Annotated in this window: 19 protein-coding genes; 17 read left to right on the plus strand and 2 right to left on the minus strand. The window is 64.4% G+C overall.

Annotation, left to right across the window (positions count from 1 at the left end; genetic code table 11):
• Positions 1-7: 7 nt before the first annotated feature.
• The 4 genes from LXM90_RS30810 to LXM90_RS30825 all read left to right on the plus strand — a co-directional run bounded on the left by LXM90_RS30810 (position 8) and on the right by LXM90_RS30825 (position 2,034).
• Positions 8-229 (plus strand): hypothetical protein, encoded by a 222-nt coding sequence (locus tag LXM90_RS30810; protein ID WP_234083467.1) that lies wholly within the window; start codon positions 8-10, stop codon positions 227-229.
• A gap of 171 nt (positions 230-400) precedes the next feature.
• Entirely contained in the window at positions 401-700 is a 300-nt protein-coding gene (locus LXM90_RS30815; RefSeq protein ID WP_234083469.1) for a hypothetical protein, read from the plus strand.
• A gap of 293 nt (positions 701-993) precedes the next feature.
• Complete coding sequence (locus LXM90_RS30820; protein ID WP_234083471.1) at positions 994-1,593, plus strand: lytic transglycosylase domain-containing protein; 600 nt, start codon at positions 994-996, stop codon at positions 1,591-1,593.
• Between the two features lie 120 nt (positions 1,594-1,713).
• The gene (locus LXM90_RS30825) at positions 1,714-2,034 is read left to right on the plus strand and encodes a hypothetical protein (protein WP_234083473.1); all 321 of its coding nucleotides are present in this window, start codon (positions 1,714-1,716) and stop codon (positions 2,032-2,034) included.
• A 1-nt stretch (position 2,035) separates the two neighbouring features.
• Here LXM90_RS30825 and LXM90_RS30830 read toward each other — a convergent pair whose 3' ends face one another.
• Positions 2,036-2,341 (minus strand): hypothetical protein, encoded by a 306-nt coding sequence (locus LXM90_RS30830; RefSeq protein WP_234083474.1) that lies wholly within the window; start codon positions 2,339-2,341, stop codon positions 2,036-2,038.
• Positions 2,342-3,164: 823 nt separating this feature from the next.
• Here LXM90_RS30830 and LXM90_RS30835 point away from each other — a divergent pair.
• From LXM90_RS30835 to LXM90_RS30855, 5 genes are all read left to right on the plus strand, one after another.
• Positions 3,165-3,437 carry a hypothetical protein gene (locus LXM90_RS30835; protein ID WP_234083477.1) on the plus strand — a complete coding sequence of 91 codons (273 nt, stop codon included), beginning with the start codon at positions 3,165-3,167 and terminating at the stop codon, positions 3,435-3,437.
• 68 nt (positions 3,438-3,505) lie between these two features.
• Positions 3,506-3,916 carry a hypothetical protein gene (locus tag LXM90_RS30840; RefSeq protein ID WP_234083481.1) on the plus strand — a complete coding sequence of 137 codons (411 nt, stop codon included), beginning with the start codon at positions 3,506-3,508 and terminating at the stop codon, positions 3,914-3,916.
• Between the two features lie 153 nt (positions 3,917-4,069).
• Positions 4,070-4,972 (plus strand): ATP-binding protein, encoded by a 903-nt coding sequence (locus tag LXM90_RS30845; RefSeq protein WP_234083484.1) that lies wholly within the window; start codon positions 4,070-4,072, stop codon positions 4,970-4,972.
• Positions 4,973-5,033: 61 nt separating this feature from the next.
• Complete coding sequence (locus LXM90_RS30850) at positions 5,034-5,573, plus strand: hypothetical protein (protein WP_234083486.1); 540 nt, start codon at positions 5,034-5,036, stop codon at positions 5,571-5,573.
• On the plus strand, positions 5,573-5,803 hold the full coding sequence (locus LXM90_RS30855; RefSeq protein ID WP_234083488.1) for a hypothetical protein: 231 nt from the start codon (positions 5,573-5,575) through the stop codon (positions 5,801-5,803). Before LXM90_RS30850 ends, LXM90_RS30855 begins: the two co-directional genes overlap by 1 nt.
• 63 nt (positions 5,804-5,866) lie before the next feature.
• Here the strand turns inward: LXM90_RS30855 and LXM90_RS30860 are convergent, their stop codons facing one another.
• Complete coding sequence (locus tag LXM90_RS30860; protein WP_234083490.1) at positions 5,867-6,706, minus strand: hypothetical protein; 840 nt, start codon at positions 6,704-6,706, stop codon at positions 5,867-5,869.
• Positions 6,707-6,948: 242 nt separating this feature from the next.
• Between LXM90_RS30860 and LXM90_RS30865 the strand changes: the two genes are divergently transcribed.
• The 8 genes from LXM90_RS30865 (at position 6,949) to LXM90_RS30900 (ending at position 11,718) form a co-directional block, all read left to right on the plus strand.
• Positions 6,949-7,137: a hypothetical protein gene (locus LXM90_RS30865; protein WP_234083492.1), complete on the plus strand. Its 189-nt coding sequence runs from the start codon at positions 6,949-6,951 to the stop codon at positions 7,135-7,137.
• An 826-nt stretch (positions 7,138-7,963) separates the two neighbouring features.
• The gene (locus LXM90_RS30870) at positions 7,964-8,197 is read left to right on the plus strand and encodes a hypothetical protein (RefSeq protein ID WP_234083494.1); all 234 of its coding nucleotides are present in this window, start codon (positions 7,964-7,966) and stop codon (positions 8,195-8,197) included.
• Positions 8,198-8,273: 76 nt separating this feature from the next.
• The gene (locus LXM90_RS30875; protein ID WP_234083496.1) at positions 8,274-8,669 is read left to right on the plus strand and encodes a hypothetical protein; all 396 of its coding nucleotides are present in this window, start codon (positions 8,274-8,276) and stop codon (positions 8,667-8,669) included.
• Positions 8,670-8,706: 37 nt separating this feature from the next.
• Positions 8,707-9,009, plus strand: coding sequence for a hypothetical protein (locus tag LXM90_RS30880; protein ID WP_234083499.1), 303 nt, complete (start codon positions 8,707-8,709; stop codon positions 9,007-9,009).
• A 287-nt stretch (positions 9,010-9,296) separates the two neighbouring features.
• Complete coding sequence (locus tag LXM90_RS30885; protein WP_234083503.1) at positions 9,297-10,703, plus strand: hypothetical protein; 1,407 nt, start codon at positions 9,297-9,299, stop codon at positions 10,701-10,703.
• 144 nt (positions 10,704-10,847) lie between these two features.
• Positions 10,848-10,997: a hypothetical protein gene (locus tag LXM90_RS30890; protein ID WP_234083506.1), complete on the plus strand. Its 150-nt coding sequence runs from the start codon at positions 10,848-10,850 to the stop codon at positions 10,995-10,997.
• On the plus strand, positions 10,994-11,362 hold the full coding sequence (locus LXM90_RS30895) for a hypothetical protein (RefSeq protein ID WP_234083509.1): 369 nt from the start codon (positions 10,994-10,996) through the stop codon (positions 11,360-11,362). The genes LXM90_RS30890 and LXM90_RS30895 overlap by 4 nt, the downstream gene beginning before the upstream one ends.
• 5 nt (positions 11,363-11,367) lie before the next feature.
• Positions 11,368-11,718, plus strand: coding sequence for a hypothetical protein (locus LXM90_RS30900; RefSeq protein ID WP_234083512.1), 351 nt, complete (start codon positions 11,368-11,370; stop codon positions 11,716-11,718).

Below are 11,718 nucleotides of genomic sequence, written 5' to 3' on the forward strand. Positions count from 1 at the left end.
TGCGAGCATGATCGAGTTCCTCAAGGACTTCTTCGCGCCCGACGCCAAGGTGTCCGAGGAGAACGGCAAGCTGCGGATCGTCCTGCCGGACGGCCGCTTCGCCGCCTTCCCGTTCGCGGGCTTCGAATTTGGCAATCCGAGCGCGCAGCCCATGAAGGATAGCCCGCTACTGGACGACTTCCTCGCCAAGCGCGCTGGCAAGCCTGACGACGATCCCGAGGCGGCCTGACACCGATCTGCTGGGGCGACTTCCGCAGCCCCGTCGTCCTGGCAGGACCTGGCCCGCGCAGCACCCGCTGCGCGGGTCTCTTCGCGTAGGCATGCCGGATACGCCCCGTGCTTGATCCCAGGGTGCCGCCCTGATATTCGCGCCGCCCCGATTAACGGGAAAGGAACCATAATGCCGACGATGAAGGACCACCACGTCACGCTCAAGGCCGAAGAGAACCCCACGCCTCGCGTGGCGGAAGTCGCCTACGGCGACGACGGCCAGCCCTTCCAGGTCTTTCTCCCGGGCGACCCGAACGTGCTGCCCGTCGGCTCCGTCAACATCGGTGCCGAGATCCCGAAGCCGAGCACCGGAGCTGGCTCCATCCACGCGACGCACACGTCGGTCCGCTCTCAGCATGTGGACTTGTCCAACACCGGCCCCACGGCCGGCACCGCGCCGACCAGCGTCACCGGCGGCAGCAAGGCCTGAAAGTAGCGATCTGAAAGCCCCGCTCTCGAGCGGGGCTTTTCATGCGCGCGTGCGAGCGTTCGCACATGCTCGCATGGGCTGATGCGCGCTTGCTCTCATAGCGTCGCACAGCGTCGGGGCGCGCTCGCGCGCACGACGACAGCGCGCAGCACGCGAAGCGTCTCAGCGACGCGCGCACGCGATCCCCGGCCCGGTCGAGCGGCCGGGCGGGCAGCGTTCTGACAAACTCGAGCCCCTCCTCGCTATAGTCAGTCAGCACTGACTTACTCGGTGCGTAACAGAGGAGAGGGCGGATGCGCCTCGTAACGCTGGCGGCCATGGTCGCACTGACGATCACGGCCACGACGGGAGAGGCTGCGGCCCGGGTCCGTCATCATCACCACCGGCACCACGCGCAGATCGTGGCCATGGAGCCGGTCGCTGTCGAGGCGCCGGCCGAGGAGCCCAGCTTCCTCGATCAGCTTCTCGGGAAGACCAAGCGGGTCGTCGAGGCGCCGGTCCGCCGGATCAACCGCGGGCTGAACCGCCTCACCGACCAGGCCGAGGGTGGTTCCGTCCAGGCGATCGTGACCCAGGAAGCGGCCCGCGCCAGCGTGCCCCAGCGACTCGCCCACGCGGTCATCCGGGTCGAGAGCGGCTACAACTGCCGGGCCCGCAACCGCTCGGGCGCGGCAGGCGCTGGGCAGCTCATGCCGGCGACGGCCCGAGCTATGGGCGTGCGCAACCCGATGGACTGCCGCCAGAACATCGCGGGCTCGATGCGCTACCTGCGGCAGGCGATCAGCAGGGGAGGGGCGTCCTGCGCGGGCGTGAGCCTCTACAACACCGGCGTCGGCGCCCGGCCGCGCTGCACGGCCTACGGCCGGAAGGTGATACACTTCGCCGGTCTGTGAGCATCGAGGCATTCGCGCATGCTCCCATGCCGGCATGCGCGAATGCCGTCAGGTTCCACCCGACCCGGCTGAGCGGCTGTCGTAGCTTCTGAGTGTCGAGAGCGACACGAGAGGAGCGACATGCACACCGAGAAGACCATCCTGGCGCTGATTGCCAGCTCGGACACCGCGGTGAAGCGCGCGATCAAGGCGCTGGCGCCCGCGGGCTTCGACGGGCCGGACGCGGCGTTCCTCGCCGACATCCACGCGAAGCTGCCCCGCTACAACGACCGCATGACGGCGCCGCAGTATCGCCGGGCCAGGAAGGCGCTCGCCGGCTACGGGGAGAAGCTGCTCGCAATCGCGAATGCGCGCATGGCCGAAATCGACCAGCAGATCGAGGCGCCAGAGGTTGCCCTCGAGCGCGTGCCCGAAGACGGCTTTGCGTGGGGGAGTTGGTAGCTCAGCCGTGGAACGGCGGATCGTCGAGCATCGTGCCGTCGTCGTGGCGAGAACCCGCGACCTCGGAGGGGGTCAGCTCCTTGGTCTCCTCGAGATGGACCACGTCCCACGGCTCGCCCGGGTGTCGCGTGAAGCGCATGCGGTAGACGTGGCCGTGATCCTCGACGATCCGCACGGACTCGGGCGGGGCGTTCTTGGAGAAGATGAAGCTCGCGACGTGGTGGAAGCCCGGCAGGCTCACCGTCTCGGTCGTGGCCGCGGCGATGATCGTGGAGCCGGTCACAGCCCCGAGGATCGACATGGCCATGCGAGCGCCGGCGAACGCCCTGGGGCGCCGCCGACTACGCCCGAAAGGGAACCTGACAACATTCCCACCGAGATCGTCGTCGTTGCCCCCGGACCCGTGGGTCCAAACGTCCATCCCGAACGTGAGGGCATCTTGGGCGAGTTCCCTAATCGACTGATGGGACTGGGACATCGCCAGGGCACTGTAGACTTGTCCGTGCTCGCGTGCGTAGACAGCAAGCGTATCCTCAATCCGAGCTACGAGTTCGGAGCTCATATCGTGGAAGCGACTGACCGACACCTCTGACATCGTGTGTGAGGCTCCCGGGCTTTCTAGTGTGTGGTGTGGAGACGGGCCGCATTGCTTCCGGGTCGCCATTCACCCGGGGCCGTAGCTGTCCATAAATCGGACAGCGTTAACATGCTAGTGGGTTACGGGCGTAACCAGCGGTCGTGGTAGCGAAATTTTGCAGACCTCACAGATCTCCGTGACATTCGAGCCGACGCCGCAGGAAAAAAGCGCTATTTTCACAACACGTTCATGAGGAAGCTGAGCCATGAAGAAAAAATCCCCTACGCGCCGCAACCCACACGCCAAAGTTTTAGCACGCCCAATCTTTAGGCAGCGGGTCATTACGAAGAAGACCTACCAGCGGAAGCCCCGGACCCCCTCCGGGGCTTCCGACGCTTTCAACCTATGGTGAGTCGTTCCGTTCCCTTTTTGTTCTAGCAATCGGTTCCTACACACGCCACGAAAATCTGAGCGACAGCGCGCTATAGACGAGACGCACAGCGCGACACGCGCCACATATCCACAGCGCATCCACAGCCAACAAGGAGACCTCGTGAAGCCCAACAGCCTGCTGACCCTGGAGAACACCGTAACCTCACCGATCGAACACGGCGATGCCGGCGTGATCCTCAAGCCCGATGGAACCTTCAAGGTGTTCTCGACCGGCATCGACGGCCCGCTGACGCCCGCGCAGGAAGCGCAGGGCCGGAAGCTGATCGCCCTCTCGATCGCCCTGCGCTACCCCGAGGTCATGATGGTCCTCGAGCGCATGGCGAACGACCCGGCGATCGTCGGCGACGGCATCGACACCGGACCCAGCCACTAGAACCGGGCCAGCGCTCGCGCTGTGTTGCCCATCTGCAACAGTCACCACTGACTTACCAGGAGACGACCGTGCTCACACCTCACCAGACCCGCTACACGCGGGATAAGCGCCAGACCGTCGTCCGGGACTGGATCACCCGGGTGTTCGGCCTGCGCACGCTGAACCTGCGCTTCCGGGCCGAGCGGGTCCTGGAGGAGGCGCTGGAGCTCGCCCAGGCGGCCGGCTACCCGCAGGAGAAGATCGCGGCGCTGACCGCCAAGGTCTACGCCAACCCGCCCGGCGAGGTCGGCCAGGAAGCCGGCGGCCTCGGGCTCAGTCTGCTCGCCTTCTGCGACACCGCCCAGATCTCGGCCGACGAGTGCGAGGAGCGGGAGATCATGCGGGTGCTCTCGAAGTCCACGGCGCACTTCAAGGCGCGGATCGAGCGCAAGATCGCCGACGGCGTGTGCAGCGAGGACCTGCTCGAGGAGGCCGCATGAGCCGGATCATCACGCAGGACGGCACCGTCATCGAGGATGGGGAGAGCCGCCCGTCCGACCTGCTCCAGGAGGATCCCGAGAAGCGCCAGTAGCTCCCCGATCGTCATTCGCGCATTCTCGCATGACAGCAAGCGAGCAAGCGAGAACGCGCGAATGATCGGTCACGACGCGAACGGGCAGGAGATCGCCCTCGACGCCGACAAGCTCACCGGCACCCACCTCGCGATCATCGGCAACACGGGCGCCGGCAAGACGCACACGGTGCGCAAGGTCCTCGAGCAGCTCTGGGGCAAGGGCGTCCACATCATCATCGACCCCGAGCAGGAGTTCCACACCCTGCGCCAGATCCACCCCTACGTGATCGTGGGCGGCCCCTACGCCGAGATGCACCGCGGCCCTGCCAGGCAGGTTGCCGAGTGGATCCTTCGCTCGAAGACCTCGGTCATCATCCAGTTCAGCGACACCGACGGCCTGGACCGGCAGCGCGAGTGGATCGGGCAGTTCATTGACGCCCTGATGGTTCAGCCGCGCGAGCTGTGGCAGCCCGTCTTCCTGGTGATCGACGAGGCGCACCGCTACGCCCCGCAGTCGGGCCCGGCCGGCACCTCGCGGCGCGCGATCTGCACGCTGATGAGCCAGGGCCGCAAGCGCGGCTTCACCGGCATCCTCTGCACGCAGCGGCTCGCCAAGATCACGAAGGACGCGACCGGCGAGTGCAACACCTGGCTCGTCGGCCGGGTCGGCCAGGTCCTCGACCGCAACGCCGCGGCGAACAACCTGGGCTTCCCGGTCAAGAGCGACGAGGCGCTTGGCCTGCGCGACCTCGACCCGGGCCAGTTCTGGGGGTTCGGCGTCGCCATCGGCAAGCGGCCGATCCTCATCACCGTCGCGGCCACCGCGAGCCAGCACCTCAAGCTCGGCGAGAAGTGGGTGCCGGTGAACCTCAACAAGAAGCTGGTCATCCCGCGGAAATCGAACTGGGCGCCCAAGCTCGCCGTCGCGACCGTGCTCACCGCCTTCGTCGCCTTCATCGTGCTGCTTCCGCATCTCGCCTGATGCAACCCGACGCGCGCACGCTATAGTCAGTCAGCACTTACTCACGACCGGAGCACAGCACATGGACCTCCTGATCCCCGCCCTCGTCGGCACGGCCAGCGCCGTCACCCTGCTCGGGTCGGCCGTCGTCGCCAACCGCATGCTCGCCCGCGCCCGCAAGCGCGCCGTGCAGATGGAGGAGGGCGCCGAGGGCCTGATCCAGTATCGGGTCCGCCAGACCCTCGACTACATCGACGGCGTCCGGGCGCGCTGGCGCCAGCTCGACGTGCAGGGCGGCCTCGACCTCGCCGCGGCGCTGCGCGAGCGGATCCAGCTCGAGGAGATGGTCCAGGAGCTGCGCGAGGAGAACGCCGACCTGCGCACGGAGCTCGAGGCCCACAAGGTAGACTCGATAGAGCAGGGGAGGGCGGCCGACGCCTACGCCCGGCAGGCTGGCGAGGCCGACGCCGTGATCGACCACCTGACCTGGGCGATCAACGAGAGCGGCAACTCCATCCACCTGCCCGGGCACCTGGCCGAGGCCCACGCCGAGAGCCTGATCCGCACCGGCTTGAAAGGTCGTATTGGCCGGACAACCCGCACCATCGGGCGTGCGGCCTGATGGCCAAGCCGCCGATCGACGCGCTCACGGCGCAGATCGCCACCCAGTCCTGGATGGCCGAATGGCGCCGGGCCTGGGTGCGGCTGCACCCGAACAAGGAATGCCCCATGCTCGCCTGGGAGGACTACTCCCCGAACGAGCAGGGCCTGATGATCCGGGCGGTGAGGGCGGCCATCGCCGCTGCCACCCCGGAGAACGTCGCCGCGGTAATCGCCCGGCGCGAGGATTAAACCACTTAACTTAGCGAGCCACTCAGAGCAGACGTTGCGGCTGCTCGAAGAGTCACCGGTTACTCAGAACTTTGGCAGAGCTACCGCCGGTGCAGTTGCGGCGACCTCGTTGGCCTTCTCCACAAGCGCGGCGATGTCCGCTTGGGCTGCCCGATCCGCTACGGTCTTGTCGAACAATTTGATATGTATGGCGCCAACTTTGGTGCCTGACATATCATAATTGTTGCGATCAATCGAGATCCGAAGCAAATAATCAGCCTTATTTCCGACCGAGAACCCGCCTCCTTGATAATTAGAGAGTTCATATTGGGGCAACGCGACAGTGCAGTCCAGAAGATTCTCACATTTCACGTATCTGCCGGAAGAACGAGCAAACGCAATTGTTTTGATGCCTTCGTTCCACTCCTCGAGTGAGGGCTTTCCATATTTATCAATCAGCATCTTATGAATTTGATCTTTGGTGGGCGCGCGATTCGGATCTTTATAATAAATATCGCGGGCAATCGACATGAGTTTATTGCCGCTTGCTGGAGAAGAGAATTGCAACGAGATACCAGAGATTTTATCTGGGCTCGGAGTTCCAGGCGGCAAATACCACGTTGACAATATATAGACACCGCTAACAAACTGAGTTGTATTTATTTCGACTCCCTTTGACTTCAAGCTAAACGACTCCGTTTTAGTCTTATATTGCTGGTTTTTATCGTTTTGGTCAAATTCGGCTTCAATGGCTTTCAGACTATCTTTCAAATCCATACCGGGGCGAAGCCCCATGGTGTCCAATGAAGGACCTTCCATCGCACTAGGCTGGAGTTTCAATCGTTCGGCCGGAGTAAACTCTACTGCATAGGCAGAAGACAAAGCCGCGAAAGTGACGGTGAGGGTTGTCAAAAAGACGCGCATGACCTGTCCCGATGATACGCGACAAACTTGCCAAAGATATCTAAATACAACGTCAAATTGACGTCGCGAATTTGGCCACCAAACTGTCGCCTCGGACGATGTTCATGGTCTGTTCGATGCCCTAGCTAGACCGCATGGGCCGAGATCCAGTTCCCCCGATCCTGCTGGGCGAGGTGCGCGAGGCGCGTCTCGCCCTTTCGGCAAGCTGTCCGCGGTGCAAGCACACGGTCGAGGTCAATCCCATGGCGCTGCGGCTGCCCGACGACCTCGACATGAACCAGGTCGGCCACCGGATGCGCTGCTCGGGATGCGGGAGGAGGGGAGGGCACACCGTCTACCCCGAGCCGGCCGGCTGGGTGCGGTTCGTGCGCTCCAAGGGCTGGCGACACCGTGAACCGTGGTTCGCACCCATGATTTCCAAGCTGGAATGAGCAACCGGTCCTGACCCAACTACTACTGTTCCATCTTGGGACAATTAACGAAACTACGACTGTCCCGTTTCGGGACATTCTTTGCTCCTTCAAATTCCACTTGCGTGTTTATTTGAGTCATGCAATCAATCGCGAGTGATCGAGCGTGAATTGCAGGACGGCAAGGTCCCGTGCCCGGTAAGCCGCCGGGTGCCCTAGGCGTAGGCAACGCCGATCGCAACCCAGGAGGCAACGATGGTGTGGCTCGTTCCACGCATCCGCGTTTCGGTGGTGTTCAAACGAGTGCGGAGGACCAGCTTGCTACTAGCCCTCCGCGTGCAGCTCGGTTGACCTAGCCACTGAAAGGGTCGGGAGGTTCACGAGGCCTCCCGGCCCACTCCCGGGCTGCTGTCTTGCCACAGCGCCCGGAGTGACCATTAGATAATCGCGCTTCTGCGCCCGAAATCAAGAGGGCAGGGGAGCCGCAAGCGTAGCCGGCACGGCATTCCACCCCGGAACCATGGTTTCCCAATGCCATCGGCCTGTAATTACTAATATACTACTTATCTATACTTCTAATTACAGGCCCATGGCACCGGATATCCCGGGCGCACCGTGCCACGATCCGGACCGAGCAGGGCTTGACGGGCGTTCCGAGTTCAGTCACCACTGACTTGCCACACAGCCCCAGCCGACACGTTCGTGCTGCGCAGCTACGTTGTCAGAGCAGACAACGCGCACACAGGAAGTCAGTCAGCGATGACACACCTTCTCCCATCGGTCGGCGACCGGATCCGCCTAATTACATCCGACCACGCCCAGCACGCCTATACGGTGAGCGCCTGACATGGCCATCCTCGCCTGCGCCAAGTGCCACTGCTTCGAGAACGCGGAGCTTCTCAACGACCGGCTGGAGTGCATCGGCTGCGCCGGCGAGGACTGGACGCCGCTCGCCCGCTCCTCGCTCGCCAAGAGCTGCGCCGACCACCTCAAGCACCTCTACGCCGCCTACCGCCTGCGGGTGATCCGGCGCTGGTCCGGCCTGGACGACACCCAGATGCGGCTCCGCTCAGCCGCCTAGACGTTCCAGACACACCCTTAAGCCATTGCGCTACAACGTATTATCAGTCAGCACTGACACGCAAGAGGAGACAGCCATGACGCCGAAGTCCGCTGCACACGACCGCACCGACGTCCTGCACATGATCGGGCTCCAGCGCGGCGACGCGCTGGGCGGCCTGAACGAGAGCCTCTACCTCGCCGCCCGCGCCGTGCTCTCGAACTGGGAGGGCGGCGACCTCGCCGGGGCCGTGCGCGAGCTCCAAACCGCGGTGAACGGGCTCGACGACCATCACGACAAGGTCGCCGCGGTGGACGCCGGCTGGGAGCGCCGGACCGGCGTCTGGATGCGGTTCGCATCAAGGGGCGAGACCATCGACCCCGAGCTGCCCAACCACGAGATCTGGGTGTTCGCCGGCATGGTCTACGCCTACCGGGCCGAGCACGCGCTCGCCCAGGACGGGTTCCGCAACACCAAGGCCGGCGCCCACTGATGGCCCGGACCCAACGTCAGAAGAGGAGACGCCGTCGATGAGGCTCATCACCAAGGAGATCGTCGCCAAGGCGCTGCTCCTCGATCCGGCCAAGCACAAGGGCATGATCGACAGAGCCATGCTGCTCCTGCGCAACCGCGACGCCTACGCCTACGAGGCGGCCGAGCAGGTGAAAGGCGGGCTCGCGTTCAGGATCCCGAACACGGGTGAGCTGGTTATGGTCGATGAGGAAGAACTCGTGGGCCTGACCGTGAAGCCGAACGCGGCTCTCAAGGACAAGCACGCCATCGAGGATCTTCCGGCCCTCATCGCCTGGGCGACCAAGGGCGGCAAGGCGTAACGCCACGCGCTGGAGCACTAGCGCGGTCGGCAAGCTATTCCAGAGTCAGCCGCAAGTGATTTTTTTCGCAGCCTCCTCGAAATTGTCGCTTGTCAGCGCTGACTTACTAGAATAGAGTTCAAAAAGTGATCGAGACGCACTGAGCGACGCGATCAGAGAGCTTCCCACACCGTGTGCGATACTGCTGTTGAGCGGGTCGTTACGGTGTTCGGAAGGGCGTGCTCTGCTCCGAGTGAGCAGTCAGCACTGACTTAGTCCAGCTTGAAAGGGTCAACTACGTGAAGTCCATGCTCAAGAAGCTCGTGCTCGGCGGTATCGCGCTCGCTGCGCTCGCCGGTGCCGCTGTGCCCGCCTCTGCCTCGTGGCAGGGCCCGGCCGGAAACGCCTGGTTCAACAACGACGTGCGGCCCCAGGGCTACAACTACGCGCCGTCGATCATCAACACGGGCGGCACGACCGACGTGTGGTGGTGCGGCCAGGGCGCCACGGACGTCATCTACCACCGCACCGCTACCGGCGCCGGCTTCGGCCCGATCCAGCAGGTCCTCTTCCCGCGTCAGGCGTGGAACAGCGCCTATACCTGTGACCCGTCGGTCATCCGCGGCAACTTCACCAACCCGCAGGACGGCCAGCACTACACCCACATCATGTATTACTCGGGGGCGAACAACCTCCCGGGCAACAACAACCAGCTCGGCCTCGCCTACTCGAACGACGGCATCAACTGGGTCGACTGGCAGGGCGACTCCATCCTGAAGCCGATCGGCGACGCCTCCAACAACTACGGCCTGGGTCAGCCCTCGACCTTCAACGCCGACGGTCAGTCCAGCCTGTTCGTGTTCACCACCGACACCTCGGTGCCGGCCGATCCGAACTTCGCCCAGATCTTCGTGCGTCACACCCCGAACGGCGTGAACTTCGAGGCTCCGGTCCGTCTCCCGGCCCGCGCCACCGACGGCACGTCCATCGGCCCGAACTCGGACTTCGGCTACGACTACAACACCGGCGACGTCTACATGATGTCCTCGCTGCCCGGTCGGAACTGCAACGCCGAGCCGTGCAAGGACAAGGTCAACAACCCTGACCGCGAGACCTACCAGATGGGTCTCTACAAGATGCCGATCTCGCAGGTCCTCTCGGGCCAGCCGTTCCAGTGGACCCCGCTGGGCCAGCTCAACACCGACCAGACCGGCTTCTACCTGAACCACTCGCCGGGCTTCAACCGCGACCCGTCGGGCAACATCACGCCGTTCTTCCCGAACATCCAGATCTTCTTCGCCGGTGGCGATCCCTCGCCGACGACCTGGAAGCTGACGTTCTCGATCCTCAACAAGGACGACCCCTTCGCGCCGCTGGTCCGTTACTACAACGGCCAGGTCCACAAGGTGACGTCCGGCTACGCCGGCCCGGGCTTCAACGCTGAGTTCCAGCTCGGCCGCGGTCTGGTCGCCGCCACCGCTGCCACCCACAAGCTCTACTCCTGCTTCACCGGCGCCGACTACTTCCTGTCGAACGACGCCGGCTGCGAGGGCCAGCAGCACCTAGGCGTGACCGCGGAGGTGTTCAACAACCAGGAGGCCAACACCCACGCGATCTACCGCTGCTGGGCTGGCAACCACCACTTCGCGTCCAACGATCCGGGCTGCGAGGGCACCACGACCGAGGGCCCGCTGGGCTACATCTACAACAACTGAGCGCAGTCAGCACTGACACGCTACTAGTTGGGGGCGGCCTTCGGGCCGCCCCTTTCTTTTTGCCCGCTCGATCCCATCCGGTGCCGCGCACAAGCGCGAATGGCTCAGCTAGAAATTGAGCATCGAAGCACACGAGAGAGCGAGATGCCCGAGACCGTCACCATCAGCGCCGAGACCCTGCGGGCCCTGCTCCGGGCCGCCGAGGTGTTCGCCGACGGGGCGCCCGAGGAGGAGAACCTGGACGCGGCGATCAGCGCCGCCCGCGCCGCCCTCGGTGAGGTGCCCCAGCCGTGACCACCGACAAGTTCATCCCCGCGATCGAGGAACTGGGCAGCGCGCTCGGCGCCGGCGAGAAGCTGGAGACGGCCCTCGTGGAGATCGCCGACGATTACGCGCTCGCCCCGCAGGCGCTGCGCAACCGGGCCGAGCGCGCCCTGGGTGATCTTGCCGCCTACGCGGTGACACGGGCCGCTGCCGACAAGCACGAGCGGCAGTGGGCCACGGCCCGGCGCCTGGTGATCGGTCGGGCCGCCGAGCGGGGCGAGACCATGACGATCGAGGAAGCCGACAATCACATCCGCTTCTGGGGCCTCGAGGATGCCCTCAATCCGCTGCCGCGCGGTTTCCAGCCGACTCACGCCACCTTCGACGACGAGTGAGAACCATGCGCAAGATCGCCATCGTCACCGCCCTGCTGCTCGCCACCACGGGCGCTCAGGCTCAGGAATACCGGGTCAACGGCAAGGGCAACGATAGTTGCGCCACCTGGTTGTCATCGCCTGCGCAGGAGAACGCTGGCAGCCACTGGCTTCTGGGTATGTGGACCGGGCTCAACGTCCTCAACCGGCACGAGCATCACCTGGTCGGCTCGAAGACGGACGGAATGGGCATCATCGGCGAGGTGAAGAAGGCTTGCGCCGAGGCGCCCTCCCAGCTTCTCGTGAACGCAGTCCTCGAAGCCTACCTGCTCATCGAGAAGCGCGAATATCCTGATACCCTGCCGACGAAGCCCTGA

This window comes from Methylobacterium oryzae (assembly GCF_021398735.1).
Taxonomy (GTDB): Bacteria; Pseudomonadota; Alphaproteobacteria; order Rhizobiales; family Beijerinckiaceae; genus Methylobacterium.

Coding starts and splice junctions, on each gene's coding strand:
- LXM90_RS30810 (WP_234083467.1), top strand. CDS start 8: ATGATCGAGTTCCTCAAGGACTTCTTCGCGCCCGACGCCAAGGTGTCC.
- LXM90_RS30815 (WP_234083469.1), top strand. CDS start 401: ATGCCGACGATGAAGGACCACCACGTCACGCTCAAGGCCGAAGAGAAC.
- LXM90_RS30820 (WP_234083471.1), top strand. CDS start 994: ATGCGCCTCGTAACGCTGGCGGCCATGGTCGCACTGACGATCACGGCC.
- LXM90_RS30825 (WP_234083473.1), top strand. CDS start 1,714: ATGCACACCGAGAAGACCATCCTGGCGCTGATTGCCAGCTCGGACACC.
- LXM90_RS30830 (WP_234083474.1), bottom strand. CDS start 2,341: ATGGCCATGTCGATCCTCGGGGCTGTGACCGGCTCCACGATCATCGCC.
- LXM90_RS30845 (WP_234083484.1), top strand. CDS start 4,070: ATGATCGGTCACGACGCGAACGGGCAGGAGATCGCCCTCGACGCCGAC.
- LXM90_RS30850 (WP_234083486.1), top strand. CDS start 5,034: ATGGACCTCCTGATCCCCGCCCTCGTCGGCACGGCCAGCGCCGTCACC.
- LXM90_RS30855 (WP_234083488.1), top strand. CDS start 5,573: ATGGCCAAGCCGCCGATCGACGCGCTCACGGCGCAGATCGCCACCCAG.
- LXM90_RS30860 (WP_234083490.1), bottom strand. CDS start 6,706: ATGCGCGTCTTTTTGACAACCCTCACCGTCACTTTCGCGGCTTTGTCT.
- LXM90_RS30865 (WP_234083492.1), top strand. CDS start 6,949: ATGGCGCTGCGGCTGCCCGACGACCTCGACATGAACCAGGTCGGCCAC.
- LXM90_RS30870 (WP_234083494.1), top strand. CDS start 7,964: ATGGCCATCCTCGCCTGCGCCAAGTGCCACTGCTTCGAGAACGCGGAG.
- LXM90_RS30875 (WP_234083496.1), top strand. CDS start 8,274: ATGACGCCGAAGTCCGCTGCACACGACCGCACCGACGTCCTGCACATG.
- LXM90_RS30880 (WP_234083499.1), top strand. CDS start 8,707: ATGAGGCTCATCACCAAGGAGATCGTCGCCAAGGCGCTGCTCCTCGAT.
- LXM90_RS30885 (WP_234083503.1), top strand. CDS start 9,297: ATGCTCAAGAAGCTCGTGCTCGGCGGTATCGCGCTCGCTGCGCTCGCC.
- LXM90_RS30890 (WP_234083506.1), top strand. CDS start 10,848: ATGCCCGAGACCGTCACCATCAGCGCCGAGACCCTGCGGGCCCTGCTC.
- LXM90_RS30900 (WP_234083512.1), top strand. CDS start 11,368: ATGCGCAAGATCGCCATCGTCACCGCCCTGCTGCTCGCCACCACGGGC.